This window comes from Mycobacterium kansasii ATCC 12478 (assembly GCF_000157895.3).
GTDB lineage: Bacteria > Actinomycetota > Actinomycetes > Mycobacteriales > Mycobacteriaceae > Mycobacterium > Mycobacterium kansasii.
Genome location: NC_022663.1, coordinates 303,685 through 329,436, shown reverse-complemented (window position 1 = coordinate 329,436; position 25,752 = coordinate 303,685). Strand labels below are relative to the sequence as shown.

The window sequence follows — 25,752 nt, the reverse complement described above, 5'->3', positions numbered from 1 at the left end:
CGCGGACACCGCTCCGCTGGAACGCTTCGGGGGCCGATACGCGGACATCCGCGGCGGCCGCAATCGGATCCGACTCAAAGCTTGCGCACCAAAGCGGCGGCTCGGACGTCGTCACCCACCACGAAGTGCATGCGGATGCGGCCGTCGCGCTGGTTGGAACGAATGGTGACGGCTTCGCCGTACTTGATCGGGCTGCGGTACTCGAGCACGACGCGATGTGGAGCGGAGGTCAGCTCTGCGCCGGCCGGCAGCTGGCCGAGTACTTCGACTATGCCGTGCCAGTAGATGGTGTTGTTGACGTGCTCGAAAGGATCGATATCGGTGCGGCGCAAGGGAAATGGGGTCTCGGTGCCGTCGGTTACCGGCTCGGTGAGCCAGGGGCGCCACTTGAGCCGGTGGTTGTCGGTGGTACTGCCGAAGCGGGCGATGCATTCGTCGGTAAGCCGCGACGGCGTCAGGGTGTCCTTGTTCACACAGATCCAGAAACCTTCGGTTTCGATCCGTCCGCCGGCAGCTCCGTCAAGCTGGACGCGCATGTTGCACCATCGGGTGGAAAGCGCTGCGCACCAACGGCGGAAGGTGATGTCGCTGGGTAGCTCGATCGGCTCGACGACGTCGATCACGGTGCGCAGCACGATCCAGTGGGGATGGACTTCAGCCAGCTCGGCATCGGCCAGGTGTTCGGCGCCGACTTCCTGGATATAGCGGGCTACTCCATCCAGGCGCAGCCGCTGGTGCTCGTCGATGTCGGTGGTGGCCAGTCGCCAGCTTGTCCGGTAGACGTATCCCGAGGCGGGCACCTCGGCCAGTGGTGCGTCGACGTCACTGTGCTGCGGCACGCCCACTCCTCAACATTGCAGCGGTATCGCCGCCGTGGTCGCTCAGCAACTTCTCCAGTCGCTCGCTGGCAGCATTCAACCTCGACTGGAACATCGACACCACCCGCTCACGTACCCGCGGCTTGTGCGACAACGGCGGCAGCAGCTCGGCGAGAAGATTCAACCGCGCCGAACTGAGCCAGTCGGTAAGCTCGGCGTCGGCGAGCCAGCGCTGAAAATTACGCAGATCGGAATGCGTCAGCCGTAACCAGTCCAGGTCGGAGTCCGGATGTGGAATCGGTACGCAGAGTTCGTTTTTCACCGCATCGTCGGGGTAGGCTAGTTCGACGTGCGCCGTGAACGCCGCGCTGAACACCTGTTGACAGCCCCGTACCGCCTGCAGGGTGAGGTGGTCGCCGTCGAAAACCGGTATGGCCGGACGCTGCGGTGCTCCGTCGGCGGTGCAGTCGATGTACAGGGCCGAAGGACCAGAGGGGATTGAACCGCCGTCGAGCACGACTTGCGTCGGCTCGATGCGTTGGACATGGCCCATCCTGACGATGTCGTCGATGCGGCGCAATTGGTCGAATTCGGGTTGTGACACGGTCGCGCACCGATACATGGTCGGGCGCACCGCGGGGTCGAGCCGGAGCAAGGTTCCGGCCGCCTCCAGCCGGTCGAACAGGTCCTGGATCGATGTCGCGTTGCCGATGGCCTCGAGCGTGGCGCCGTAGCTGTCGCGGAACTGCTTGATGAACGTCGGCCCCGGCTGCAGCGTTGCCCGGTCGATGAGCCAGGCGTCGCGCGGCATGATCCAGGTCAGCTTCTCGGGGGTGACGCCGTTTCGCAGTAACCACAAACAGACGTCCATGCCGGTTTTGCCGGCGCCGACGACCACGTATCGGTCGCGAGCGCTGAATTTCGCCAGGTCGTTGGGTGCAATGCAGTCGATGCCCGGCGCCACCGAGTACGGCGCCGGCCGCATCGACGGCACGACGGCTTGCAGGTAGGTGGCATCGACGATGCGCCGCCTGACCGTGACCCGGCATTCCGCGCCGCCGAGCGTCCGGAACCGGCCGTCGCCGAGGTAGTCGCTCATGGGGAAGTACTCGACGCGCCCGCTGGGCAGGAATTGCTGTTGCATCACAGCGTCGAAGTAGGCGCAGATTTCGCCGACGGAGGCGAGTTCGTTCAGTCCTCGGTTCCAGCCGACGGCGTCAATCGTGTTGTTGCCCAAGGCTCGTGAGTTGACGCCGTAATACGCCGACGGTTGGTGCAGCCGTACGAATGGGTAGGCGGTGGTCCAATGCCCGCCCGGTTGATGTGCTCGGTCGACGATAACCACGCGTGCCTCGGATTCGGCAAGCAGCGTATCGGTGAACGCGATTCCCATCGCCCCGGCGCCCACCACCAGGTAGTCGGTCTCGATGGCTGTCGTCGGCCCATGCGTTGGCCCGTTCATAAGCCCTCCTTCGACCAGTGGGATATGGACGACCAGTCCCCGGTGGGAAGCGAGCCGGTCGTCGCTGTGGCGGAGCGGTCTCTGTTGCTGCAACGGAGCCGAATGGAGTCTAAGCCCGGCATTGGAACTGGCCGGCGAGTAGCCGCGGCCGGCGCCAACCACCGGTCGCATCTTATCGACGTCGAGTTCGACCTGGGGCGGCCTTGTATCGGGGGTCCTCATGGCATCGCCAGTCAACGTCGCACCCATGTCGGCCGCGCTGACCAGGCGACGCCCGCGAAGGGGGCGATGCCTTCCGGCAGCGTCGTGGTCCACACTGGACATGGTCGGTTTCGGGCTCGGTGTCGGGGAACTGGAAACCATTGCCCGAGGTCAGCGGAAGGAAAGAGCCTTGACACGTGGGGGCCCCAGCTGGGCGAGCCGGACCATGCCGGCAATACTCCGCGTCACCGGTAGGACGCGCCAGTACAAAACCTTCGCAGATGCCCGCAAGCACATCACGGCCCGCGCGTTGCGTCCCTCGCCGTACGGACCGCCGGTGCGGCTGCGCTCCGACGTGACCGTGGACGTCGGCCGTCGATCCGGCTGGCCGATCTATGCCGTGGCACCCAAGAACGACATACATACGCGCACCGTGGTCTACCTCCACGGCGGTGCCTGGGTCAACGAAATCAACTCACAGCACTGGCGATTGGTGACTCACGTCGCCACCGGGGCGCGCGTGAAGGTGGTCGTCCCGATTTATCCGTTGCTCCCTTTTGGCACGGCAGCCGATGTGGTGCCCGAGGTCGCTCAACTCGTGGTCGAGAACATGTCGACCGGCCACGGCGTGTGCCTGGCCGGCGACTCCGCGGGCGGTCAAATCGCCTTGTCGGCGGCCCTGTTACTGCGCGACGACCATGACGTGGTTCTGCCGCGCACCGTCTTGATCTCGCCGGCCTTGGACGTGTCGTTGAGCAACCCGATGATCAATTCGGTCGAGCTGACCGATCCGTGGCTGGCGCGCGAAGCACTATCGGTGTTCGGGGAGTGTTGGCGTGGCGACCTCATCCCGGACGATCCGCGCGTCAGTCCGCTTGCAGCTGAGCTGACCGGTCTTGGCCCGCTGACTGTTTTCAGCGGAACTCGCGACATTCTCAACCCTGACGCACGGGCGCTGGTCCAGAAGGCCACCGCGGCGGGCGTCGATATTGACTACCATGAGCGCTTCGGTTTGCTGCATGTCTACCCGCTAATGCCGATTCCGGAAGGCCGTGCTGCCCGGGCAGTTATCGTAGAGCGGCTGCGCGCGCACTAGCGCCGAAGACTCGCTTGCGAACAAGCGCGCCGTGTGAACCGAGTCGGATATCAGAAGGTGACTTGCCGATCGCCCCAGTGCAGCCACCAACCGATACTCGAAGCGGCACCGTGTATGTCGCCGCTGGCAACGAACCGTCACAAATGTTGCCTGGCTCAGCGACTCAGAACCATATTGAGTAATTGGGTGAGCCAGGCGCGAGCGGCGGCCTGATCGCTGTCGAGCAGTAGCTGGATGCTGACGCCGTCGTATACCGCGACGATTGCCCGGGCCGTGTCGGCGACCGTGTTGAGGGACTGGTTGAATTCGATGCCGCTGGCAATCAGCCGCTCTTCGATAACATTGCGCAATTGCGCGCGGTGAACTTCCCAGCGGTGGGCGAGATCGGGGTGGCGAGCGGCGTGGAGCAGGAAGTCAATCTTGATGAGCAGCCAGTCGCGTTCGAAAAGCAAGGTGTCCACGATGCGTTCGACGACGCTGGGCAGGTCGGTGACGGGTTCGCTGCCTTCCATGGCGGCGCGGACCTGTTCGGCGGTGCGGGCCGCCCATTGGTCGTAGAGCAGAAAGAATAGCTCCTCGAGGCTGTCGAACTGGGAATAGAACGCGCCTCGGGTGTAGCCGGCGGCCTCGCAGACGTCCTCGATGGTCACGTGCCCGTATCCCTTGTCGGCGAACACCCGGAATGCCGCCTCGATGAGACGGCCGCGGGTTTCGGCGCGGCGTTTGGTGACCCGTACCGGCTTGTCGCTGGTGGTCGTTGACGGCATTTGCCCTCGCCTCCGATGTGCTGATGTAACCGATACATTGCCACATCGGATACGTGACGGGCCACTTCGCCGCGGTGGACGTCGATGTCGCCCTGAAAGTCGCTCTGAAATACGAAGCCGCACAAGGACAACACCACGTCAGCGACCACGTCGACCATGGGTGTGCACCGAAACAGGGCCCACGCCAACCCGTTACGATGGCCCGGCGGATCTCCGCGGCTGCGGCATGGCATGCCGCGCATGGCGACGCTGCTGACGTCCCGTCGGCGCGTACGGGTCCGGTTGGGCAGCCATCAACAGGCCCGGATCTAGGCGCTGATGTGCAGGGGGCCGATGCCGATGAGGTGGTCGCCGGTCAGGGCGATGCCGATGTTGTGGTTGCCGGTGTTGAACAGGCCTTGGTTGTAGGTGCCGTGGTTGGCGATGCCCAGGGTTTGCAGCAGGCTCAGGGGTAGGCCGCTGTTGGCGGTGCCGGTGTTGGCGATGCCGAGGTTGAGCATGCCGTGGTTCCAGGCGCCGACGTTTTGGGTGCCGCTGTTGTAGGCGCCGAGGTTTTCGGTGCCGGTGTTGGCCAGGCCGACGCCGCCGAAGGTGGTGATGGGGTCGGTGGGGGTGAAGTGGGGGCTGAGGTTGGCGATGCCGACGTTGAGGGTGCCGTCGTTGAAAAAGCCGATGTTGCCTTGGCCGGTGTTGCCGTAGCCGAAGTTGGGCAGGGTGGTCGCGGCGGCGGCGGGTAGGGCGGTGTCGCTGATGTGCAGGGGGCCGATGCCGATGAGGTGGTCGCCGGTGAGGCCGATGCCGATGTTGTGGTTGCCGGTGTTGAACAGGCCTTGGTTGTAGGTGCCGTGGTTGGCGATGCCCAGGGTTTGCAGCAGGCTCAGGGGTAGGCCGCTGTTGGCGGTGCCGGTGTTGGCGATGCCGAGGTTGAGCATGCCGTGGTTCCAGGCGCCGACGTTTTGGGTGCCGCTGTTGTAGGCGCCGAGGTTTTCGGTGCCGGTGTTGGCCAGGCCGACGCCGCCGAAGGTGGTGATGGGGTCGGTGGGGGTGAAGTGGGGGCTGAGGTTGGCGATGCCGACGTTGAGGGTGCCGTCGTTGAAAAAGCCGATGTTGCCTTGGCCGGTGTTGCCGTAGCCGAAGTTGGGCAGGGTGGTCGCGGCGGCGGCGGGTAGGGCGGTGTCGCTGATGTGCAGGGGGCCGATGCCGATGAGGTGGTCGCCGGTGAGGCCGATGCCGATGTTGTGGTTGCCGGTGTTGAACAGGCCTTGGTTGTAGGTGCCGTGGTTGGCGATGCCCAGGGTTTGCAGCAGGCTCAGGGGTAGGCCGCTGTTGGCGGTGCCGGTGTTGGCGATGCCGAGGTTGAGCATGCCGTGGTTCCAGGCGCCGACGTTTTGGGTGCCGCTGTTGTAGGCGCCGAGGTTTTCGGTGCCGGTGTTGGCCAGGCCGATGCCGCCGAAGGTGGTGATGGGGTCGGTGGGGGTGAAGTGGGGGCTGAGGTTGGCGATGCCGACGTTGAGGGTGCCGTCGTTGAAAAAGCCGATGTTGCCTTGGCCGGTGTTGCCGTAGCCGAAGTTGGGCAGGCTCTGTAGCGCTTGCGCGGGCGAGATCAACTGTGCAACAGCCGCTGCCGCTCCCGCATGATAGTCAACCATCGCGGTCACATCCTGAGCCCACATCTCCTCGTAGATGCTCTCGGTGGCCGCGATTGCCGGCGCGTTCTGACCGAACAGATTCGAGAGCACCAAGGTCAAGAAGTCGGAACGATTGGCCGCTACCGCCGCCGGGTGGACCGTGGCTGCTAAAGCCGACTCAAATGCGCCGGCGACCGCTTGGGCCTGCGCACAGGCCCCAACGGACTGGGACGCCGCCGTTCTCAACCAGCCTGCATACGGCGCGGCAGCGGCCAGCATCGCCGTAGACGCCGGGCCCTGCCACGCCTGGGCGGCGAGGCCTGAGGTCATCGAGGAAAATGACTCCGCCGCCGAATCGAGCTCTGATGCCAACGCATTCCAAGCTGCTGCGGCCTCCAACATTGGCGCCGAGCCGGCGCCCGAGAACATCCGCGCCGAATTGATCTCTGGCGGCAACACCAAGAAGTTCATACCAGCTACCTCCTAGCCCGATTTCAGCCCGTCGTTTGAGGCCCTCACCGTCACGATACAGTGACATATCGGATCTGGGAGCATATTCGATACGAAGTCAAATATGATGCGCGGGCATATACGATGTGCTACCGTAGCCAGCTTTCGTGTGTCCTACCGATCACCAGACCCCGCGACCGGTGCCGTGGAGAGGTGGCCACCGTCGTCGGGACTTGTACCAGAGCAAACGGTGCAGTGACGAATCAGCTCCAGCAGTGCGGCCCGGGGATTCGGACATGCCGAATTGCCTCCCTGCGCCCACGCTGCGCACGCTGCCGGCACGACCGCCCACGCTCGTCCAAGGCGCGCCGGTGTCAACGTCGCCTTTGTCATGAGCATCGACGGATGCCTTTCGACGGTCACCTCTTCCGCGGAGGCCATGGGACCTGCATGTATCCAGAAAGCGAACGGCCACAAGTTAGCTGAGTCGCGTGCCGTTGGGCAAGGGCCGATCGAATCCGGCCAGGACAACCTTGTTGCTCGCGTCGTACACGCCGGTGACGAGCACTTCAGAGTCGATTCCCGCGACGTTCTTCGGTGCAAAGTTGCAGACGCACAGCACTTGTCGGCCGAGCAGTGTCGCAGGGCTGTAATAGTCGGTGATTCGAGCGCTGGAAATCTTTGTCCCAAGCGGCCCTAGGTCGATAGTCAGGATATAGGCAGGTTGTCTTGCCCGGGGGTGGCTTTCCAACGCGACGATGGTGCCCACGCGGAAGTCGACTCTCTGGAAATCCGCCCAACTGATCAGGTCTTCCACTGCGTTCTCTTTCAGCTTCCCGAGGTCACTCGTGCCATGAGCGCCCGCATTAGCGTCAGGAGTTGGCGCAGCGCCATGTGGTACCTTAGCGGGCCGCGTGCGTTGCGCAATGACCCGTGCAGACGGTCGAATCGTCACCATGGGAACGCTTTCCGTCTTAGGTGAACCGCATGGAGGGGGATAGTTCGGCGCCCATTCCGTCACGGTGACGTAATGGGCGCTCTTTGGGGGTTTCTCGATGCGCCGCTATACGCCAGCGGGATAGGCAGTCGAACTGATCGAACTGGTCGCGAGACAGAACCTCCCGCGCCGTGCGTGTCGAGCTAGCCGGCAGGTGGCCGGACTTATGCGTGCGCTGCAAGGTTGGCGAGCGTCGTCGGGTCGGCGATACTTGCTAATTCCGAGGCGTAAGCGGTGAACACGAGCCGCATCGAGTTCGGTGATCGGGCCTGGCCCGAACTGGCCGCCTTACCCGGTTGCTACCGGAGCGTGCGCTGGCAGGTGCGGATGTCAATTCGTCACGGTGACGTATTGCCAATAGTGCGCGGGGAGGGGGCGACGGCCAATCGTGGGTCCGGGCATCCATGCTTGCGGGGTCGTACACCGGACGGCGCGCTCACGAATCGTCACCAACCGGGGATTCCTTGGCTCTGAGGTATTCGCCCGAACCGGACAGCAGCGCACGAAGCGCGGATCGGACGGCAGCGGGCGAAGTGCGGATCGGATGGCAGCACAATGTAACTCGCAGTCCTCAACTGGTAACGGTGCGTGTTCAACAGGTGCGAGTTGGCGCCTGCGCGTTGCGTTCGAGGCGGTCGAGCCATTCGGTCTGGTCGGCGGCGAGGCGTGGTGGGTGTTCTCCGCGGAAGGGTTGGAAGTGGTCGATGTCGTATCGCTTCACCACGGCGTTGGCGGCCCGTTGTGTGAGCTTGTCGACGGCCCTTGATGAAACGGTGAGGTCGCGATGTCCGGCCTGGATGAGGATCGGGCATTTGAGTTTTCGCGCGTTAGCCAGCGGGCGATAGAGCGAGTAGCCGGGCACCGACGCACCCCTGACCTCGTTGCGCCAAGGAGATCCCGGTGGGGTGATGGAGAGAAAGCCGTCGAGTTCGCCGGGGAAGGTCAGCACGCCGTGGCCGCCGGGTTGGGCAGCGACCGGAACCATGGCGTTGCCGAGGGTGTCGTTGATCGCCTGTGCGTTGATCCAGGCCGCGTTGCGCGGCTGGGTCCAAAGGCTGCGGTTGGATCGCCACCGGCCATCGAGAAGTGGGCAGAGGAGGATCGCGCCTGCGATGCGCGGATCTGTGGCGGCCGCGAGAAGTGCCGATCCGGCGCTCATCGAGTAGCCCCACACGATGATCCTGTCGGGGTTGATCCTGCCGAGGTTCCGGGCGAACGCGACGGCGGCTCGGCGGTCCGCGAGCTGGTCTGCGGGGCGAATTCGTTGGCGGGGTTGGCCTTCGGAGTCACCGATGAAGCGGTGGTCGAAGACCAGCACGGCGGCCCCGACGCGGGCGAATGCTTCGGCGTACGGGGTCAGGCCGTCGTGGCGGGTCAGCGAGAAGCCGTGGGCCATCACCACACACGGCACCTTGTTGTCGATGCCCGTCGGGTAGTAGAGCCATGCCGCGCACTTCGCGTCGTTCGAAGGGAAGGTGACATCGATGCGGTCCATGGACTCGGCTGCTTTCGTCGGGATCTGCTACGTGGTGGTGAGTGGGATGAAGCGGCGCAGCTTTCCGCTGACAGGGTGGCGGTCGAGCCGCTCGACGGGGCGCACCGTCACTGCAGGTCGATGCAGGCCGCCGTCGGCGAGTGCTTGGCGTAGGCGGTCGGCAAGGCCGTCGAGCTCGTGCGCGTCGGTTGTGACGGCGTATAGGTCGATGCCGCAGCGGGTTTGGCGCACCTGATAGTCGATGACTCCGGGTGTCTTGACCATGACCGATCGGATCGCGATGGGATGAACGTCGACGGTGTCGTAGTGCAGGACGTCGTCGTTGCGCCCTCGCACGCGGGCCCGCAGATATCCGTGTTCGGCGGCGCCTGGCTGGCGGATGAAGGTGTCGGTGAGCTCGTAGCGGATCAGTGGCTGGACCAGGTTGTACAGGTTGGTGACAAGCACTCTGGCCGACGGGGTACCCGCCGCGACAGGCTGGTTGTTGGCGTCGACAAGCTCCACGATGCACATGTCCGTGTTGAAAACCAAGACGTCATCATCTGGACCGGTCTTGCCCACCAGGCCTTCGGTGGACCCAAAGCCGTCAAAGACGGGTACGCCGAACGCTTCCCTGATCGCCGAGCGCATCTCGGGCAGCAGAGTCTCACTCGTCGAGCTCACCTGTGCCGGGGTGATCCGCAGGCGCCCGGCGCGCGCTTCGGAGGCCAGCCGGGCCAGCATCGAGGCATACCCACTCAGCAGGGGCGGCCGCAACTCATTGAGCCGCGCGACAATCTCCCCGAGCGGTAACGTCGCCGGCACCAGATCCGACCGCACAGGCGAATCAGCGTCACAGGTCAGCGCGGCCACCATTCCCGTGGCATGCACGGCTGAAGCGGCCGCAACAAACGCGATGCGAGGCGGCTCGTGCGGCGTATCCGCGGCCAGGGCAGTTCCCGGGGGTTGGCGGGCCACTGCCGTGGTAAAGGAGGTGACGGCAGCCCTGTCGAGGACGAACACCCCGCGCCGCCCCGAACATCCACCGGAGGCCAACGCGATGTAGTCGTCGAGTATCACGACCGGGTCGGCGCCGGTGGCGGCAACTGCCGACTCGGCGTCGCTGGCCGTGAGGCGGCGGTCGGTGAACACGTCGTCGAGGGAATCCATCATCTGCATCTTGGTCATCACCGGCAGCCCAGACAGGTCGGTGGGGTCCACCGCGGTGATATCGATCCCGGCTAGCCGGCGGCCGTGGAACGGGGAGTGCTCGGCGGCGTGCCCCAGCAGGGTGCCCAGACGGTCGCGCTGTTCACGCTGGATCCGCTCGGCACTCCAGGTCAGGCGGGCACGCTGCTCGGCTTCGCCGGCGCACATCGCTGCCAGGACATCGTCGCGGAAACAAGCCCACACGGTGTGGGCGGCGCTCATCGTCGACTTCCCCGCGCAGCAGTGTGCACCGCGGTGTCCCGCAAGGCAAAGGCCCGCACTAGGAGCTCCTCCACGTCATCGTCGGGAACAGCGTTGGGGTTGGCGGCCCGTTCGAGGGCGACGCCCACAGCCCCTGCTTGTAGCAACTCGGCCATGGATCGGACAGGTACGGGCGGTTCGAGACCGATTGGCTTGTAAAGGCTTTCCAACACTGACGCGATCCCATCCAGCGTGCGCGCATGGGCCGCGGCATAGCGACGGTTGAGCTCGGCATCACGCATCGCAATCGCGCGGAACTCCGCCAGCAGATACGCCCACCCCGGCTCGGCCGCCGCATCCTCTCGGCCAACCCGCAGCAGCTCACGCAGACCCTCGGCGCCCACGAATTCCGCGGCGACCCGCTCGTTCTGCGACGCCCGGTCCTCGATCCGGCGCTCCAGCAGCGCAAAAAACATGTCCGCCTTGCTGCCGAACTGCGAATATACGACACCGCTCGAGAACCCCGCGTCATCGGCGATCGCCTCCAGGCTGGCGCCGGCATACCCGCGAACCAAGAACACCCGCCGTGCCGCCGCCAGGACGGCCTCACGGTTGCGCGCGACCTGCTCCGCCCGCCGTAACCTCGACATACCGGAGATTAGATAATATTGCTATTCAGATGTCAATCCTATCTGAAGTGAACCGGCACCGACCCGTGAATCCGTTCGGTGCGGTTGCAGCCCACCGCCGTGTCTTGCTCGTCTCGAAAGACGGCTATCGAGCGGCTCGACGGCAAGGACGCGCAAGCGCTAGCACTGGATCCCGACGCGCTGGGCTACCGAACCGTTGTCGAAATCCCGTCGAATGAAGAAAGGATGCGCGATAAAGGCTGGATCACTGTCCAGAGCTCGAACGGCGACTTGGGGGCCTAAGCGCGCTTCGAGGGCGGCGAGAATCGGCCGGAGGTAGCTGCGCAGGTGCGCCGGTCCGATGTGCCTGCCAGGCGTGTAGCCGCGAAATACCCAGGGCGAGTTGCGATGTGCCGCGGTCTGGCTGTTGTAGTTGCTTGCGGCCAGCGCGCGAACGGGTTCATCGAGAGGCGGCGGGAGATGAATCGGTAGGCCTGCCAAATCGATGGTCACCGTATCCGCGGTGATCGCTACTCGATCCCAGGTAAGGGCTGCGACGTCTTCGGCGCGTTGGGCGAACACGATGATCAGGATCGCGGCGAGGCGGTCGCGCGGATGAAGCGTCTGCTGGTGTGCGACCTGTTCGATGACGGCATTCTGTTGTGCGATCGGCATCCTCGGTGCGGTGCCACGGCGGTGGGGCGTCACTTCCAGATCCGACGGGATGAGCTTGGCTTTGATGGCCCATCGGATGAACCGCAGGATGTGCTCACGGGTGGTCGGCCCGGTCGATTGCCAGAGATCGATGTGGGCCTGGGTCACCTGCTCCACGGTGGTGTCGTGCTTCTCGGCGAGCCAGTTGCAGAACTCGATCGTTACGGTGACGGTTTGTTTGGCACGAAGGAACGCCGAGTCGGTGACCGTGCTCATCGATCGAAGCCGCCTCTCCAGACTCCACCGGATGAAGCGGGCGACTACTTTTCTGTGCTCTTCGGTGGTTATCCGCTGCTGAGCCGTGACCGCCCATGATTGGAACCTCGCCAGTCTCTCGTCACGTGACGGAAGGACACCGTGCTCGACGAGCAGGTTGCGCACGTAGTCAGTCGTGCGGCCTGCCGGCAGCTGGTCAAGCACCTCATGGGTGAGGGCGGGGTGGCCGGCCAGCTCACGCAGAACAGACTGAACGTGGGGCTTGCGAATCCATGTCAGTCCACTGTTGGGGCGGTGCATCGCGGTGAGGGCATCGACGAGGACCTGTAGCTGTGGGGCGATCAGGCCGGTGTCGGGATCGGTGAGTAACCGTTGAGCTGTCGCGCCGAGCACGCACCGTTGGCATCGTCCACCGCTGTAGAGTTCGGCTTCTGCCCCGCAGGTGACGCAGTCGACGTTGAGCTTGACGCCGCTGCAGCGTCGGCATGCGGGCCGGTCATCGATGAGGCCGGGCAGCACGCCTTCGTGCCCGCAGGCGCAGATCCCGATCGTTCGTTTGGCCGCCTGGTAGCAGTATCCGCAGATGGATCCGTCGGGCCAGCTGGCCACCAATTCGTAGTGGCCGTCGCATCGGGCGCATCTGATTGGCCAGCGCTGTGGATCTTCACGCTTCTTGGGACGGGCCACCGTCGTCCTGGACGATTCGAATCCGCTTGGCGACTGGGTTTCCCGGCGTTACACCTAGGTCACGCGGGCGTGGTGCATTCGCTGATGCGGCCGCCTGCATCTCGACATACGGCTCGAACAGGTCGTTGGGCGTGCAGTCGAAGATGTCGCAGAGCGCAGCGAAGGTCCGAGACGGAATGCGCTGGGGCTCACCGGTAACCAGGCGGTAGACCTGCGCATCGGAGAGGTTGATGCCCCGTGAGCGTAGCAGCGGCCGCAATTCGGTGGACTTCCACAAATTGTGGGCCGCCATTACGCGCCGCAGATGCCAGTGAAAGCCGATCCGCCGCTGCTCAGCCACGGGAGTCCTCCATCCGGAGTCGTCGCGTAATCATTTGTTGAACCACCCTTTGTTTGAAGTCCGACGTCACCGAGGTGTAGAGCGACGTCGTGGACGCGAAGGAGTGCCCGAGTTGCTGCTGGACGAACAACGGGTCGTATCCCGCCTCGAGCAGATGTGTGGTGAAGGAGTGCCGTAGTGCGTGCAGGCTCAGCTCCGGCGGCAGACCTGCCCGCTGGCGAAACGCGGTGAAGGACCGCCCCAGCGCGTTGAGAGTCAATCTTCCCCCGCGTTCACTCGGCCACAGGGCGGGGGAGCGGTCGGCTGTGCTGAACAGCTGGCGGCCTTCGCTGCACCAATACTGTAGAAGCTCGACGGCCCAGGCGAATTCGGGTGAGGTCAGCACTGTCCGCCGGCGAGGACCGGAGCCCTTCGTTCCCTTCGCCCAACGCACAGTCAATGCGCCGTAGTTGCCGTAGGTCGGGACGTGTGGATTGGGTCCGAAGTCGGTCAGGTCCAACATCACCAATTCGCGGCGCCGAAGCCCGTAGGCATACCCGATCTTGAATGCTGTCGAGTCACGCAACGCCGTGAGCCAGCGCTTGGATCCCGTGCGGTGCGCTTCGTCGACGAAGTCGTCCACGGCGTCGAACAGATGCTGCAATTCGGCCTTGGTGAACGCTCGCCGCCTCGGCGGAACCGCGTCATCAGTGGTGTGTTGGGGCGTGTTCCACTCGAAACAGATCTGCGACGGCACATCACCGAATTGCTTCTCGCAGAATGCAACCCACCCGTATCGGCCGTCACTGACATAACTACAGAACATCGAGATCGTGTTGCTGTACGAACGTAACGTCGACAATGCGATCGGCTTCTCCTGCGACCTCAGATCGGCTAGAAACTGATCGACGTCAAGCGGGCGCCACCGCCACGGATACTCGTTGGTGAATTCAACAAACCGAGACACGATGCCACACCGGCCCTTGATGGTGTCGAGCGCCAGGCCGCGTGCGAGCATCTGAGCTCGCCATCCATCGATCATCGCGTTGAATACGGTCTCGTCTGCTCGAAGCAGCGAGACGTCATTGCGGCGCAGAACTTGCGGAATGAAGCCGGGCACTTCCTCAACCATGCCGGCGGCCGCCCGGAGACTGGTCCGCCGCGAACCGGACGCGATAGTTCAATAGCCCTGCGCCGCAGGGTAATTCGTCACTGTGACGTATCGTTGGCGGTGCGGGGAGATGGCGGGTGGGTGATCGATGGCCGGTTCTAGGGTCGGCCGCCCAGGGCACGTTCAAGCTTTCACCTAACACACGAATCATTCATTAAGTGATTGAACTGTACGTCAACCTCGCGGTATGAACAGCCGCTGCAGGGAGCCCGTTACGGAATGAGTACACAGAATAAGTGCCGTGACGTGCTCAGATCGGCCAATCGTCAAGAGGTGCGAGCACTTTCGTTTAATGCAACTCGCAGTGGTTTTCTGCCGATAAGCGACATTATGTCAAGTAAACGTCGCCGTTTTCATTGGATGAATCAGGGACGCTTTGAGCGTCCCTGTAAGGCGCGCGAAGTTGGTTACTGCCTTGCGCTCCAACATGATTCGCTCCGTTGTTGTGAGAAGAGCAAGCACAGTTCGGATTAGCTGAGCTGCACCGGCACGATTTCGGTCCGCGCGATCGCTTGCTCGCGGTCGGCAGACAGTGCGGTGCGGCGCGGATCAGACATGTAACTGTCCATCGCCTCTTGGGACGCCCACTCGAACAGCTGGATCTCCAGCGGCTTGCCCTCGGCGCCGTCTGTCCGGGCTCGGTGCACGACCTTCCCGCCGTGCTCATCCACCAGTGTCAGGACCGCATCTTCGTAGGCGATTAACGACTGCTCCATCCCAGGGTGCGGCCACAGAAACACATAGAACGTCTGCTTCACCTCTGAAGGATGACACGAGGCGACGGGGCTTTCCCAGCGATTTGTGTCTAAGCGGGCTGCGGCGAACTCACACGACAGCAAACGACTAAATGCCGCGGAGCGTTGCCAGGACTCCCAGCCGACCCGCCATAGCCATGCAGACAACCGGCGCCACTTCCCTGCCTCATCTCGACCGAATCGATACCCGTATCGGGAGGAATACGGCGGGATCGAATATGGCGGGCTACCAGTAAAAAGTTGCCGTATTCTTTATCATGTTGTGCCCCAGTATATTTCGTACTACCAACGGCAGGTCACGAGCGGGGGACCGCCAGCTCAATTTCTACGAGACCCGGGACAACCTCCTCTGCAAAGATATCTCACAATTTTTGAAACGACACGTGTCTAACGGCGGCGTCATATCGTCTGTCAAGTCGGGTAGGGTGCCGTCACACAAGACGGGGTTACGGTAGGTCAGCGCGGTGAACTTTTCGGTTCTTCCTCCAGAGATCAACTCTCTGCGGATGTACCTCGGCGCTGGGTCAGCGCCCTTGCTCGAGGTCTCAGCGGCCTGGTCGGGTCTTGCCGATGAATTGGGTACGGCCGCGGACTCGTTTTCCTCGGTGACCTCGAACCTGGCCGGGCAAGCCTGGCAGGGTCCGGCTTCCCAGGCCATGGCCAGGGCGGCGCGTCCGTACGCCGAATTCCTGCGGGCCGCTTCCCTGCGCGCCACCACTACGTCATCTGGCGCACGAACGGTGGCCAGCATATTCGAGGCGGCCAAGGCCGCCACCGTTCACCCCGAAATCATCGCGGCCAATCGGCAAGCCTTCGTGCAGGCCGTGCGCACCAACATCTTCGGCTTCAACGCGCCCTTCATCGCCGCCGCCGAGGCGGCCTATGAGGAGTTCTGGGCCACCGATGTCGCCGCGTTGGTCGGCTATCACGGTGGAGCCTCAGCGGTGGCCGCGCAGTTGTCGTCCTGGCAGCAGACAATGCAGCACCTGCCGGGCATCGGGCAACTCTTGGGCGGCGCACCTGCCGGGGCCGCTACGGCCGCCCCTACCGACCCCAACATCGGTGTAGGCAACAAGGGCGGGGGCAACATCGGTAGCGGCAATAACAGCGGCACCGGTGCGGGCAACGTCGGCAACGGCAACAAGGGCAGCGGCAACTTCGGTAGCGGTAACCGCGGCAACGGCAACATCGGCTTCGGGAACAGGAGCCCCCGCACCACCGGCGTGCGAGGCAACATCGGTTTGGGCAACTTCGGTGCGGGCAACTTCGGTGCGGGCAATTTCGGAAACAACAACGTCGGCTTCGGCAACGGCGCAGGCCCTGTCCCCGGCCTCGCCAACAGCAACTTCGGGCTGGGCAACTCCGGTAGCTTCAATCAGGGCGGCGGCAACACCGGCATCGGAAACATCGGAGCGGGCAACACCGGCACCAACAACATCGGCTTCGGTAACACCGGCAACAACAACCTCGGGATCGGGCTGACCGGCAACAACCAGGCGGGCATCAACCTGGCCGGGCTGCTGAACTCGGGCAACGGCAACATCGGGCTCTTCAACTCCGGCACCAACAACATCGGATTCTTCAACTCCGGGGACGGCAACGTCGGCATCTTCAACTCGGGCCGCAACCTCACTGCTGCCACCCTGGGCGACATCCAGAGCATCGGCATCGGCAACTCCGGCTTCGGCCACCTCGGCGCCGGCAACTCCGGCCGAGCATCATTCGGCTTCGGCAACTCGGGCTTTTTGGACACCGGCATCGGCAACTCGGGCGCCTACTCTACCGGGTTCGGGAATTCGGGAGTAGTAAACACCGGCTTCGGCAATTCCGGACAATTCAACACCGGCTTCGGCAATTCAGGCAGTGTCAACACGGGTGCCTGGAACTCCGGGAACTTCAACACCACCGTCGGCTCCACCACCGATGTCAGCGCCACGACATCGGGCTTCGGCAACACCGGTACCAACGTCTCAGGCTTCAACAACTCCGCCTCCGGCGGAGGGGTGAACGGCAATATCTCGGGCTTCTTCAATAGGGCCAGCGGCGGATCGGCTCAAAACGGGAATCTTTCTGGCTTGTTCAACACTGGTGTGTCGGTCGCCTACCTGCCCTTCTTCCCAGTACCTGGCGTCGTCAGCGGCTTCGGCTCCGGGGTGCTCAACACGGGCACCGGCTTCATCGGCCTGTTCAACATCGCTCAACTGCTCAAGCAACTGGGGTAGCATCGGGTACTTCTGCAATGGAGAGGCAGAGGATGTTCCTCGGTGCGGGCTGGGCGCCCATGATGAACGCGGCCCCGGCCTGCAATGGGCTGGTCGGCGACATCAGCACGGCTGCAGCACCTTTCACATGGGTGACCTCCTCGCATGGCCCTGACCAACACCAAAACGCGGGATTACGGCGGATTCGAATACGGCGGGTTACCGGTAAATACCGCATATTGCATCAGATGAATCAGCATGCCCCTGCGGCCTGTCTTAACCGGACTCTGTATCTGCCCGATGCTTCATCAGGCCGCTGCGACGGCCCAACAGAGACGGTCTCTCACTCCCGATACACCCGGCGCATCGTGGCGCACCGCCCGGCAGCCCCTGCTTGGTGCCCAGCGGCACGGCAAACACCACGAGCGGGACCCTGCTCTGCAAACTCAAGGCCTCCGGCCAATGGCCTCGCCGTGTTCATCGGATGAATCACCCCTGCCCGAGTCGGCCGTAAGTGTCCATGGCGCCATAGGTGCTGCCTCTCCGGTACGCTCCGGCGGTGGACACCGAGACCCCGCAGACCGGCCCGTCCGACCTGGTGCGCACGCACGAGCCGCCACCTGCCCAGCTGGTGCTCGATGGTCGCTACCGGTTCGGCACCTACAACGGCCCGATCGCGCGGATCAACCCACTCGACGTGGTCACCGCCACCGGAGCTCGTGGTCGCCTGCAGCGCGCCGCGCGCAACGCCCGGCTCAAGGAGTGGGAGGCGTTCCAGCTCGGTGACGACGCGGTGTTCGTGCTCGGCGCCGTCTACGACACGAAGTCGATCTCGCTGCTGCAAGTGCTGGTCGTTGACAAGCAGGCGGCCACGATCGGTCGGTGGGAGCAGAAGGTGCCGACCTCGATGGTGCACGTCGCTCGCGGCCTGAACCACACCCGGTCTCACGGTCACGTTGGACGCTTCTCGCTGCAGCTGACCAACGAGATGGACTCGGGCGTGGTCGCAGTGGACGCCAGCCACCCTGGGCGCGGCGCGCTACCGCCGCTGGAGTTGCACGGCGCCGGGCGCTGCGGCCCCGGAGAGGCGGGACACCTGGTGATCTGCCACCCCTTCGCCGACGATCGTGCGCTCTACTCGCACAAGACGATGATGCCGTTCGCCGGCACGCTCCGCGCCGGCGCTGAACTCACCGTGTTCGACCCCGACCGTTCGTTCATGATCCTCGACGACCACCACGGGGACTACCCCTCGCCTATGCGGTACGACTGGGTGACCGCAGTGCGCCGCAGCGATGGGGGCCGCGTCGAGGGCTTCAACCTGACCGACAACCAGGTGCGCGACCCGCAGCGCTATAACGAGAACGCCGTCTGGCTCGGCGACCGGGTCCACCGCCTGCCCGCCGTCCATGTGGAACGGCCCGACGGGCCCTGGGGTTCCTGGATCGTGCGCGATGCCGACGGGTCGGGACAGGTCGAGGTGCGGTTCACGCCGACTGTCCGTTCCGAGCTGCACGTCGGCCCGCGCCGATGGCTCGCCGAGTATTACGGCCCCTTCGGCTGGTACGAAGGCCGGATCCACACCGACGACGTCGACCTTTCGGTCGATGGCATGTTCGGCATGGGCGAACAGAAGTTCATCCGCGTCTGAACCAGCGGACCGCGGGAGCAGGGCTGGGGTTGTTCATCACGTGGGTGAGCTGAGCCTCGCAGTTGGTCGCAGCGAGGTCGCAGCGATCGTAGGAGTGGAATGTAGCCCGGCTCCCCCCGCGCAAGTTCGGCATGGGTTCGCAGCCTGTAACTGGCGGTCGTAGTCGGGACGACGACCGCCGGCCGACCCGGTCGCTCGAGGATCGTCTCTGGCGTGAAGCAAATGAACGCGCGTGCAGGCTTTGGGTACGACATGCGCCCCTTTCTCGAGCGTGTTGGACTGGATGGTGCACAGTTTCGAGATCGACGCCGGCAAAAATCCGCGGGACTGCTCGGGCAACAATACGGCGGACACGAATGCGGCGGGTTGCCAGTAAGGTACGCTATGTTCATCTGAATATTGCGTTGCGGCCCAGCGTATTTGAAGAAGCAGTAGTGCAGTGCTCAGATGGTGTCCCGCTCGAGAACCCATTGGTGTCGGAACGGTAGTACCTCTGCAGCAATCTCAAAGTCGGCGTCGTAGTGGATCAGCGTCATGTCATGGGCAGCGGCGAGGGTGGCAATCAGGAGGTCGGCCATGCCGACAGCACGGTGGCGGCCAGTGCTTGCCAATTTTCGTTGCGCGCCGAGTGCCGTCTGCCAGTGTTCGTCATTGGTTGGCAGGTATTCGTACGCCGCACGGCGGTCTGACCAGAGTTGTTCATAGTCGGCAGGATTGCGGGCGCTGTAGAGCGCCTCGGCGTCGAGTTGAGCTGTGGTCGCGACCAATCCGGCTTCAATGAGTGGGGCAAGTCGAGCGGCGACCTCGGGGTGCGTCATCCGTGCTGCTGCACTGGTATCGATGAGGTGCCGAGCGATCAACGCCACACGTCACCACGTTGATCGGGATCAGCCATCTCCCCTAGACCCCCGGCCCGCAACCATGCAACCTGGCGTGCGCGAGCAGACGATGCTGCTGCTTGCTGTAATGCCATGCGCACCGTGTCCGATACGCCCGACGTCTTAAGCTCTCTCTGAGCCGCAGCCAGCAAGTCGTCGTCCAGATCGATCAGGCGCTTTGTCATCTATCCAGCCTCCACCTATATATACCGAATGCAGATTCAGTATATACCCACGTTTGGGTGCGAGAGGCCTGCGAATCCCCGCAGGGGCAACCCCGGCGCCGAGTCGCTGTGGTCGACGTGCAAACACGAATGCTTCTACCGGCATACCCATGCGACAAAAGTGGAATCAATTGCAGCAGTTGACAATTGGATGTACTTCTACGCTGAGTCAACGATTCAGCAATCGGGATGCGCTCACCTATCGACTGCGAGCAGACGCTGAAGGACGCCACGGAAGCAAGTCAACCGTGTCCACATTTCGGGCGAACCCCAAAGGTTCAAGCCCAGACAGCTCTCGCACCTCTGCCTTGCGGATTAGCTATCGGTCCGCCAACTACGTCTTGGTAATCGAGGGAGTTGACTTGGCGTTCTCCGAAGTCTTTCTCGTAGCTTTAGTGGAGTCGTGGGCGGGCGGTGGTGAGCTGGGTGGTGGGGTTGTGCCGGATTTGCCGGTGGTTCCTGGGGTTGCGGTAGTGGGTGGTGGTGAGCTGGGTGGTGGGGTTGTGCCGGATTTGCCGGTGGTTCCTGGGGTTGCGGTGGTGGGTGGTGGTGTGCTGGGTGGTGGGGTTGTGCCGGATTTGCCGGTGGTTCCTGGGGTTGCGGTGGTGGGTGGTGGTGTGCTGGGTGGTGGGGTTGTGCCGGATTTGCCGGTGGTTCCTGGGGTTGCGGTGGTGGGTGGTGGTGAGCCGGGTGGCGAGGTCGTCCCCGACTTACCAGCCGCCGCCGCGGCCGCCGTGGAGGTTCGCGGTTCAGATGGCGGCGCGCTGGCTTTCGCCGCGTCGGTGACCTTCCCCTTATCCCCCGCCATGGAGGCCGCGCCCTCGATGATTCTTCCGGCAGCTGCTGCCGCTTTCATCTGATCAACCGTGCCACCCGAGGCCTGTACCAAGCTTGAAAGAAGGCTCCCGAGCGAGGTGTCTGCTGTGGTAACGATCCTGAGCTTTTCGTACGATTCTTTCTCCCTCGCCTGGGCACGCACAAATCGCTCAGAACCGTAGGGGCCTTCTTGTGATGCTGTTAGCGGTCGATCGGGTGGATATGTGGACCGGACAATGTCGTGGAGACGATTTTTCTCGGAATCGTTAAGGTTCAGGACTTTGCCGATCTCGTTGAGCTCACGGGTCTTGCCTTGCACGAGGTAGGTGTCGTTGCGGCCGTGCTTTTCTTCGAAGATCTCCTTGCCGAGTGTCGCCGCCACTTGCCGCGCCGCCGGATCACCTTTTCGCAGACCAGCTTCCAGTCCGTCGAGCATGCGAGTGCCAGCACTGCTCGGCTTGTCATCGGACATAGGTACTCACCTTTCTGAGGCCGTGGCAAGGTCCCACCCTGCGGCGCCCATCACTTGGATCGTTCGCCGCGTGCTTTCCTGGGATCGGTGGTGCTTGCCAGCGAGTAGCTGAGTCGCGCAGGCTATGGCGCGCCAGCGCGCCTGGTTGAGGGATTCCGTGGCCGAAGGCGCGTCTCGGGGTGTTTCGACTATCTCCTCGGCGAGCGCGGTGGCTGCGTTCAGCAGTTCGTCGTCGGTGTTGGCGTCGCCGAGGAAGTTTCCCGACGCGGCGCGAACGTCTCGGACCGCATGGAGGAACGGGCATCGGCCGTCACTGCAGATCTTGCTGCACAACGGAAGCGGATCGAACGCGCGTGTTTGGAGCTTTGCGGCCGCGGTGACGACCTCTTGGCGGGCGGGGGTATCGCCGAGGAAGTATTCGGTCTGGCGTGAGCGTTCCTCGATCGCGGTGAACAGCAAGGTCGTCAGGCGTGAGGTTGCCGGCGAGGACCAGCCCGCCTGCATTGCTCGACGGTTGGTCACTGTCGCTATGGCATGGAGAGCGAAACTATGGACGCGATCGTCGAGGTTGTTGGTTGATCCCGGTGTTGGCGGCGAGGTGTGTTCACCGATGCCGGCGGCTGTGGCCTTCACGAAGGCGGTGATGTCGGGCCAAACGAGATCTATGCCGTCGGGGTGTTCGATGCTGGTGTGCCAGAGTCGAGTTGCTAGCAGCTGGCCATGCGGATGCTCCATAAGTATGGACGACTGTTTGCAGGCGATGGCGTTGCGACAGGCGCCACGGCATGCGACGGAAGCCGTGAACCACGCCTGTACCGACGGGTCGGAACGCCATTTCGCCATCGCCTCGCTAACGGCCGAGTCATCGATTGCGGCGTGTGTGGAGTTGTCTTTGGACTTGGGGACCTGAACGATGACCGGGGTGTGATCGCCTTCGCTGAAAACCGCTGCGCGTCCGGGCGGCATGATGGTGAGTTCGTTCGACTGCTCGGTGGTCATGGCCATGGCTTTGGCCATGGCTTCGCGGTCGTCTCCGACGACCAGGCGATGGGCGATCTTGAGGTTGGTGTTCTTTAGAACATCGGGGGCAAGTCGCACGGGGACTTGGTCGGCAACCACGATGCCTTGCCCGTAGGCCCGTACCTCCGACAGCATCTGGCAGAAGGTGTCGACGAAGGCGCCCTTGGGATCTGCCGTCCACGCATCGGTCTGCTTGCGTTCTGATCCCAGTAGTCGGTGTGCTTCTTCGACCACGACGAGGTGGCGCAATCGGCCGGGGGCCGGTGGCGGTGCACCGGCCCGGGCGGCTGTCGATGTGGCGGCGGCGTGTGCTGCTCGCCGGTGTTCGTAGAGCCGAATCAGTAGCAGGCCCATGACGAATGCCTTGTCGGCATCGTCGCCCAGGCTCTCAAGTTCGATGACGGTTGGTTTGCGCAGGATTTCCGCCATGGGGATGGATCGCTCGATGTCGAGCATCAATCCACGGCCGCCGCGGCGCAGGGCGTTGAGGCGGGTGGTCAGTGACGCCGTGATCTCCTGTGTTGACTCGTGTTTGTAACCGAGCGATGGAACCGTTCTTTCGACTGCGGCTACCAGGTCGCGCAGTCGGGGGGTCGGTGGCTGCCCGGATCCGTCGAGTGGTGGATGGTTGCTTGAGCCGAAGTCCCATCCGCGTTCCGTGTAAATCTCGACCAGGCATTGCTCGAGCACCTGAGGCAGTGGCACCCACAGTGCGAAGCTTGCGGTAAATACGGCTTTGAGTAGGTCGAGGTGGGTTGACACGTCGACGCCGGGCGCTACTTCGAGAGGGTTGAGGCGCAGCGGCGCGACGTGCTCGCGTCCGACGGTGAATACTCGAACATCGTTTCCGATGGCCTTATGACCGAGCAGTTCTCGGTACTCCGTTTTCGCCGGTTCAATGACGAGGAACGGTACGCCCGCCGACGCTGCCTGCGTCAGTAAGTGCATAAGGGTGTTGGTTTTGCCGGCTCCTGTGAGGCCCGCGATGAAGGTGTGGCGGGTAAGTTGGTCTAACTCGACGCGGTAGTTCAATGCGGATGGCCGGCGTTGGTTCATTATCTGCCCGATGTCGATCGCTGGTACCGAATCGTTGGGTTGCGGCCGGGACACTGAGAAAGTGGGGGCGGGGCTAACCCGAAATCCGGGTGTTTCGAGCTCGGGGAGATGGAAGCATTTGGCGAGTTGGGTTGAGGCCAGGAGGGTCTGAAATTCAAACGGCCGCCGGTACAGCCCCGGGGCTGGGGCGCCTGGGGTGGTTGGCAACGCCCACAATCTCGCTAGTTCGTCGACCCCGTTGATGTCCACGGTGCGCACTGGCTCAGGCAGGGACTTGGGTCCTGACATGACGCTGCGCCATCCGCTGGATAACCGTGGATGGCTGTCGCCGTCGCCGAGCAGGTAGATCCCTACCCGCCAGGCGCCCGTTGCCATTCCCATTCCGGTCGCCTCGAGGGCCACTTTGAGGAGTTCGATGTAGTGCTCGGTCAGGGGGCTCGGCGCTGCTTCGTTCTTAGCCGCCGACATGACTGTGCGCATCTCGTTGAGAATTGCTTCGCGCTCTGTGATGATTGCGTGCTCGGCCAGGGGCTGCGCGAGGACGAGCAGACTCCACTCTGATCCAGCCATGGATCGAATGATGCGATCGATCGGTGTTGCGCCATCTCGTTCGTCGACGCCAGATGGCGCTGGGACGCCCACGGCGATGGCACCGTGACGGTGACGCTGCCGCGGTGCTGTGTGCGGGGCGAGGTCGATCGCAGGATATAGGCCGCGTAGCACCGAATCCACGACGTTAAGCCGGCCGTCTTGCCGAGCCGGGTCGACGGTGGGCACGGTCGGCCAGACACCGAGGCTCACCTCGACACCGGCAGATGTCGACTGAACTAGATAGACCAGGGGGATGCGATACCCGTATAGGCCGGTGATGAGTTCGGTGGTAGGCGGCCGCCAGTTCTCACGCTCGCCACTCGCTGCAGTTCGAGGGTCTCTGGGTGGCCGGCTAATTCCGCGCACGAGCAGTAACCTGCGCGATGTCGGATCGCCGCACGTATGCGAAGTGGCAACCGGAAGATCGGCCGCAGCCCCGCATCGCTGGAGGTAGTCGATTCTGGCGCTGACCGACTCAGTAACCATGTTCGTTCCCAAGTCCAGCGCTCACAGCACCCCATCACATTCATGGGGCAGGCGCATTCCGTTGTCTCTGGCATTCATGCACCAGTTGCGAAGATTCTCGTTCTTCGTATCATTGAACGAGCTATTCATGTGGGAAACAAATACTGCGATTGCCGAAATCAAAGCCGCGACGGCACATATAATTGCGATGATCGCAATCCACACCGTTTTGCGGATTTTCTTGCCGGTTTTACCTAATAGAGAGTGTCTGAGATCATCCCAGTCGGAACGGCTGCGTAGGTGGGCTCCGGTGGAATGGTTCAGCACTGATTGGGTATGTAGAACCCCCGACTTCCAGACACCTTCGACTTCGACCTCGTCGTTATCGCTGAGCTGCCCGGAAATTCCGCTTCCTAGCAGTGCCGTTCCTCGCATCTCCACTTGCAGGCGCGGGAGCCGGTTTCCCGAGTCGTCATATCGCTCGACCCTAAACTGCAGTACCTCCACCGGTGCCCGTGAACCGGTGGAGCGCTGCTGCACCGCGCGGGCCAGGCCGCGAACGCGGACCGTCTGACCATCCCTGGGGAGGTCACTCGGCGGCTCCGACACCCCCCGCGGGGATGGGCTGGCCTGAGGCTCACTGCGGGCGGAACTACGCGGATCTTCGCGATCGTTGGTGCCGTGCCATTCCTCCGAGGTATCCGCCGACGATTGTGGTGCCCAGCGCGAGCCGTCCCACCACCTAGCACCGGGGCCGCCACCAGGATCTGAATACCAGCCAGGTGGTCGGGCGGACGAAGGGTCAGCCGCTTGGAAATGTGGGCGCGATCGCTCGCCACTTGTCATCGCTTGCCCCTCCGGTCAGTGGCCCTAAGCATATTGCTTACAGGGTGCATTGCAGTTCCCTCGCGATTCTTCACCGATAACGCGTCACGGGTGTGCCATTTCAATAGATTGTCCATTGCATTCCGCAGCGGATTCTCAACCGATAGGGCAGAAACTAGTGCCGCCAGTTGTGGGTGGCTCCCCTGGTTGACCCTGACGGAGGACACTCCACGTTGTGGGCGCGGATTTCGGAGTAGCGCCGATAGCCGTCTCTGGTGATGTAGATCTTTTGTATGAGTGGGCCTGTGACGACGAGGTGTGTGGCCGGCGTGTCCCCGATGAATGAGTCCGCCCGTCTTAAAGTCCTGTGGCCCCGGGTGGGGGTCGGAAGGGGCGATGAATCCTATAGCTGGTCGGAAGAAGCATTCCGCTGAGGATGTGGTGCGCAAGCTGCGCCGCGCGGACGAACTCGCCGCGGCGGGCAAGACCAACGAAGAGATCGCCGCCGAGCGGGAAGTGTCGGCGGCGACGCTGTACAACTGGCGCCGCACCTACGGCTCCTACGGTGGGATGGATGTGGATGCAGCCAAAGGGCTGCAAGAGCTGCGGGAGCAGAAGACACGCTTGAAGCGGCTTTTGGCCGAGGCGGAGCTGGAAACGGATGCCTTGCGGGAGGTTGAAGGACGCTCCTAGATATGTCAAGTGCTGAGCTTGGGTGTAGTCGGCGCGCAGCGCGTGGAAGATTTGGCGGGCCAGGTA

20 protein-coding genes and 1 pseudogene are annotated in these 25,752 nt (G+C 63.4%); 5 read left to right on the top strand and 16 right to left on the bottom strand.

The window, feature by feature from the left end; genetic code table 11:
- Positions 1–74: 74 nt before the first annotated feature.
- Both MKAN_RS01465 and MKAN_RS01460 read right to left on the bottom strand, forming a co-directional pair.
- Complete coding sequence (locus tag MKAN_RS01465) at positions 75–839, bottom strand: acyl-[acyl-carrier-protein] thioesterase (RefSeq protein WP_036395804.1); 765 nt, start codon at positions 837–839, stop codon at positions 75–77.
- The gene (locus MKAN_RS01460; RefSeq protein WP_103797831.1) at positions 823–2,451 is read right to left on the bottom strand and encodes an NAD(P)-binding protein; all 1,629 of its coding nucleotides are present in this window, start codon (positions 2,449–2,451) and stop codon (positions 823–825) included. Before MKAN_RS01460 ends, MKAN_RS01465 begins: the two co-directional genes overlap by 17 nt.
- 256 nt (positions 2,452–2,707) lie before the next feature.
- Here MKAN_RS01460 and MKAN_RS01455 point away from each other — a divergent pair, with 256 nt between their 5' ends.
- The gene (locus MKAN_RS01455; protein ID WP_023364515.1) at positions 2,708–3,577 is read left to right on the top strand and encodes an alpha/beta hydrolase fold domain-containing protein; all 870 of its coding nucleotides are present in this window, start codon (positions 2,708–2,710) and stop codon (positions 3,575–3,577) included.
- Between the two features lie 155 nt (positions 3,578–3,732).
- Here the strand turns inward: MKAN_RS01455 and MKAN_RS01450 are convergent, their stop codons facing one another.
- From MKAN_RS01450 to MKAN_RS01405, 10 genes are all read right to left on the bottom strand, one after another.
- Positions 3,733–4,344 carry a TetR/AcrR family transcriptional regulator gene (locus tag MKAN_RS01450; RefSeq protein ID WP_023364513.1) on the bottom strand — a complete coding sequence of 204 codons (612 nt, stop codon included), beginning with the start codon at positions 4,342–4,344 and terminating at the stop codon, positions 3,733–3,735.
- 308 nt (positions 4,345–4,652) lie between these two features.
- Positions 4,653–6,443 (bottom strand): PPE family protein, encoded by a 1,791-nt coding sequence (locus tag MKAN_RS01445; RefSeq protein ID WP_023364511.1) that lies wholly within the window; start codon positions 6,441–6,443, stop codon positions 4,653–4,655.
- Positions 6,444–6,900: 457 nt separating this feature from the next.
- Positions 6,901–7,239: a tRNA-binding protein gene (locus tag MKAN_RS01440; protein WP_023364508.1), complete on the bottom strand. Its 339-nt coding sequence runs from the start codon at positions 7,237–7,239 to the stop codon at positions 6,901–6,903.
- A gap of 772 nt (positions 7,240–8,011) precedes the next feature.
- The gene (locus MKAN_RS01435; RefSeq protein ID WP_023364507.1) at positions 8,012–8,914 is read right to left on the bottom strand and encodes an alpha/beta hydrolase; all 903 of its coding nucleotides are present in this window, start codon (positions 8,912–8,914) and stop codon (positions 8,012–8,014) included.
- Positions 8,915–8,941: 27 nt separating this feature from the next.
- Complete coding sequence (locus MKAN_RS01430) at positions 8,942–10,324, bottom strand: phenylacetate--CoA ligase family protein (RefSeq protein ID WP_023364505.1); 1,383 nt, start codon at positions 10,322–10,324, stop codon at positions 8,942–8,944.
- The gene (locus MKAN_RS28560) at positions 10,321–10,953 is read right to left on the bottom strand and encodes a TetR/AcrR family transcriptional regulator (RefSeq protein ID WP_023364503.1); all 633 of its coding nucleotides are present in this window, start codon (positions 10,951–10,953) and stop codon (positions 10,321–10,323) included. Before MKAN_RS28560 ends, MKAN_RS01430 begins: the two co-directional genes overlap by 4 nt.
- Positions 10,954–11,112: 159 nt before the next feature.
- Complete coding sequence (locus MKAN_RS01420) at positions 11,113–12,381, bottom strand: Fis family transcriptional regulator (protein WP_233013517.1); 1,269 nt, start codon at positions 12,379–12,381, stop codon at positions 11,113–11,115.
- Between the two features lie 145 nt (positions 12,382–12,526).
- On the bottom strand, positions 12,527–12,889 hold the full coding sequence (locus MKAN_RS01415; protein WP_023364499.1) for a helix-turn-helix domain-containing protein: 363 nt from the start codon (positions 12,887–12,889) through the stop codon (positions 12,527–12,529).
- Positions 12,882–14,000, bottom strand: a complete 1,119-nt coding sequence (locus tag MKAN_RS01410) for a tyrosine-type recombinase/integrase (protein ID WP_023364497.1) — start codon at positions 13,998–14,000, stop codon at positions 12,882–12,884. Before MKAN_RS01410 ends, MKAN_RS01415 begins: the two co-directional genes overlap by 8 nt.
- 509 nt (positions 14,001–14,509) lie before the next feature.
- Positions 14,510–14,797, bottom strand: a complete 288-nt coding sequence (locus MKAN_RS01405) for a DUF1330 domain-containing protein (RefSeq protein ID WP_023364495.1) — start codon at positions 14,795–14,797, stop codon at positions 14,510–14,512.
- Positions 14,798–15,300: 503 nt separating this feature from the next.
- On the opposite strand from MKAN_RS01405, the gene MKAN_RS01400 reads away from it, so the two are divergent.
- Positions 15,301–17,016, top strand: coding sequence for a PPE family protein (locus MKAN_RS01400; protein WP_023364492.1), 1,716 nt, complete (start codon positions 15,301–15,303; stop codon positions 17,014–17,016).
- A 538-nt stretch (positions 17,017–17,554) separates the two neighbouring features.
- The gene (locus MKAN_RS01395) at positions 17,555–18,646 is read left to right on the top strand and encodes a DUF2804 family protein (protein ID WP_225722828.1); all 1,092 of its coding nucleotides are present in this window, start codon (positions 17,555–17,557) and stop codon (positions 18,644–18,646) included.
- Positions 18,647–19,089: 443 nt separating this feature from the next.
- Here MKAN_RS01395 and MKAN_RS01390 read toward each other — a convergent pair whose 3' ends face one another.
- Complete coding sequence (locus MKAN_RS01390; protein ID WP_023364487.1) at positions 19,090–19,512, bottom strand: PIN domain-containing protein; 423 nt, start codon at positions 19,510–19,512, stop codon at positions 19,090–19,092.
- Between the two features lie 598 nt (positions 19,513–20,110).
- Here MKAN_RS01390 and MKAN_RS01385 point away from each other — a divergent pair.
- A complete protein-coding gene (locus MKAN_RS01385) occupies positions 20,111–20,608 on the top strand; it encodes a hypothetical protein (RefSeq protein ID WP_155254697.1) in 498 nt (165 codons plus the stop codon).
- 434 nt (positions 20,609–21,042) lie between these two features.
- On the opposite strand, the gene MKAN_RS01375 is transcribed toward MKAN_RS01385, so the two are convergent.
- The 3 genes and pseudogenes from MKAN_RS01375 to MKAN_RS32840 all read right to left on the bottom strand — a co-directional run.
- A complete protein-coding gene (locus MKAN_RS01375) occupies positions 21,043–23,682 on the bottom strand; it encodes an ATP-binding protein (protein WP_160937549.1) in 2,640 nt (879 codons plus the stop codon).
- A 528-nt stretch (positions 23,683–24,210) separates the two neighbouring features.
- Complete coding sequence (locus tag MKAN_RS31570; RefSeq protein WP_036448798.1) at positions 24,211–24,708, bottom strand: hypothetical protein; 498 nt, start codon at positions 24,706–24,708, stop codon at positions 24,211–24,213.
- 198 nt (positions 24,709–24,906) lie between these two features.
- A pseudogene (locus MKAN_RS32840) lies at positions 24,907–25,014 on the bottom strand (hypothetical protein); the annotation flags it as partial.
- Between the two features lie 417 nt (positions 25,015–25,431).
- Here MKAN_RS32840 and MKAN_RS01370 point away from each other — a divergent pair.
- Entirely contained in the window at positions 25,432–25,686 is a 255-nt protein-coding gene (locus MKAN_RS01370) for a transposase (protein WP_230589254.1), read from the top strand.
- Positions 25,687–25,752 lie beyond the last annotated feature (66 nt).

What these genes read in the sequence shown, in the direction of transcription:
- MKAN_RS01435 (WP_023364507.1), bottom strand. Translation starts at nt 8,914, where the DNA reads ATGGACCGCATCGATGTCACCTTCCCTTCGAACGACGCGAAGTGCGCG.
- MKAN_RS01430 (WP_023364505.1), bottom strand. Translation starts at nt 10,324, where the DNA reads ATGAGCGCCGCCCACACCGTGTGGGCTTGTTTCCGCGACGATGTCCTG.
- MKAN_RS01455 (WP_023364515.1), top strand. Translation starts at nt 2,708, where the DNA reads ATGCCGGCAATACTCCGCGTCACCGGTAGGACGCGCCAGTACAAAACC.
- MKAN_RS01410 (WP_023364497.1), bottom strand. Translation starts at nt 14,000, where the DNA reads ATGGTTGAGGAAGTGCCCGGCTTCATTCCGCAAGTTCTGCGCCGCAAT.
- MKAN_RS01450 (WP_023364513.1), bottom strand. Translation starts at nt 4,344, where the DNA reads ATGCCGTCAACGACCACCAGCGACAAGCCGGTACGGGTCACCAAACGC.
- MKAN_RS01375 (WP_160937549.1), bottom strand. Translation starts at nt 23,682, where the DNA reads ATGGCTGGATCAGAGTGGAGTCTGCTCGTCCTCGCGCAGCCCCTGGCC.
- MKAN_RS01445 (WP_023364511.1), bottom strand. Translation starts at nt 6,443, where the DNA reads ATGAACTTCTTGGTGTTGCCGCCAGAGATCAATTCGGCGCGGATGTTC.
- MKAN_RS28560 (WP_023364503.1), bottom strand. Translation starts at nt 10,953, where the DNA reads ATGTCGAGGTTACGGCGGGCGGAGCAGGTCGCGCGCAACCGTGAGGCC.
- MKAN_RS01400 (WP_023364492.1), top strand. Translation starts at nt 15,301, where the DNA reads ATGTACCTCGGCGCTGGGTCAGCGCCCTTGCTCGAGGTCTCAGCGGCC.
- MKAN_RS01460 (WP_103797831.1), bottom strand. Translation starts at nt 2,451, where the DNA reads ATGCGACCGGTGGTTGGCGCCGGCCGCGGCTACTCGCCGGCCAGTTCC.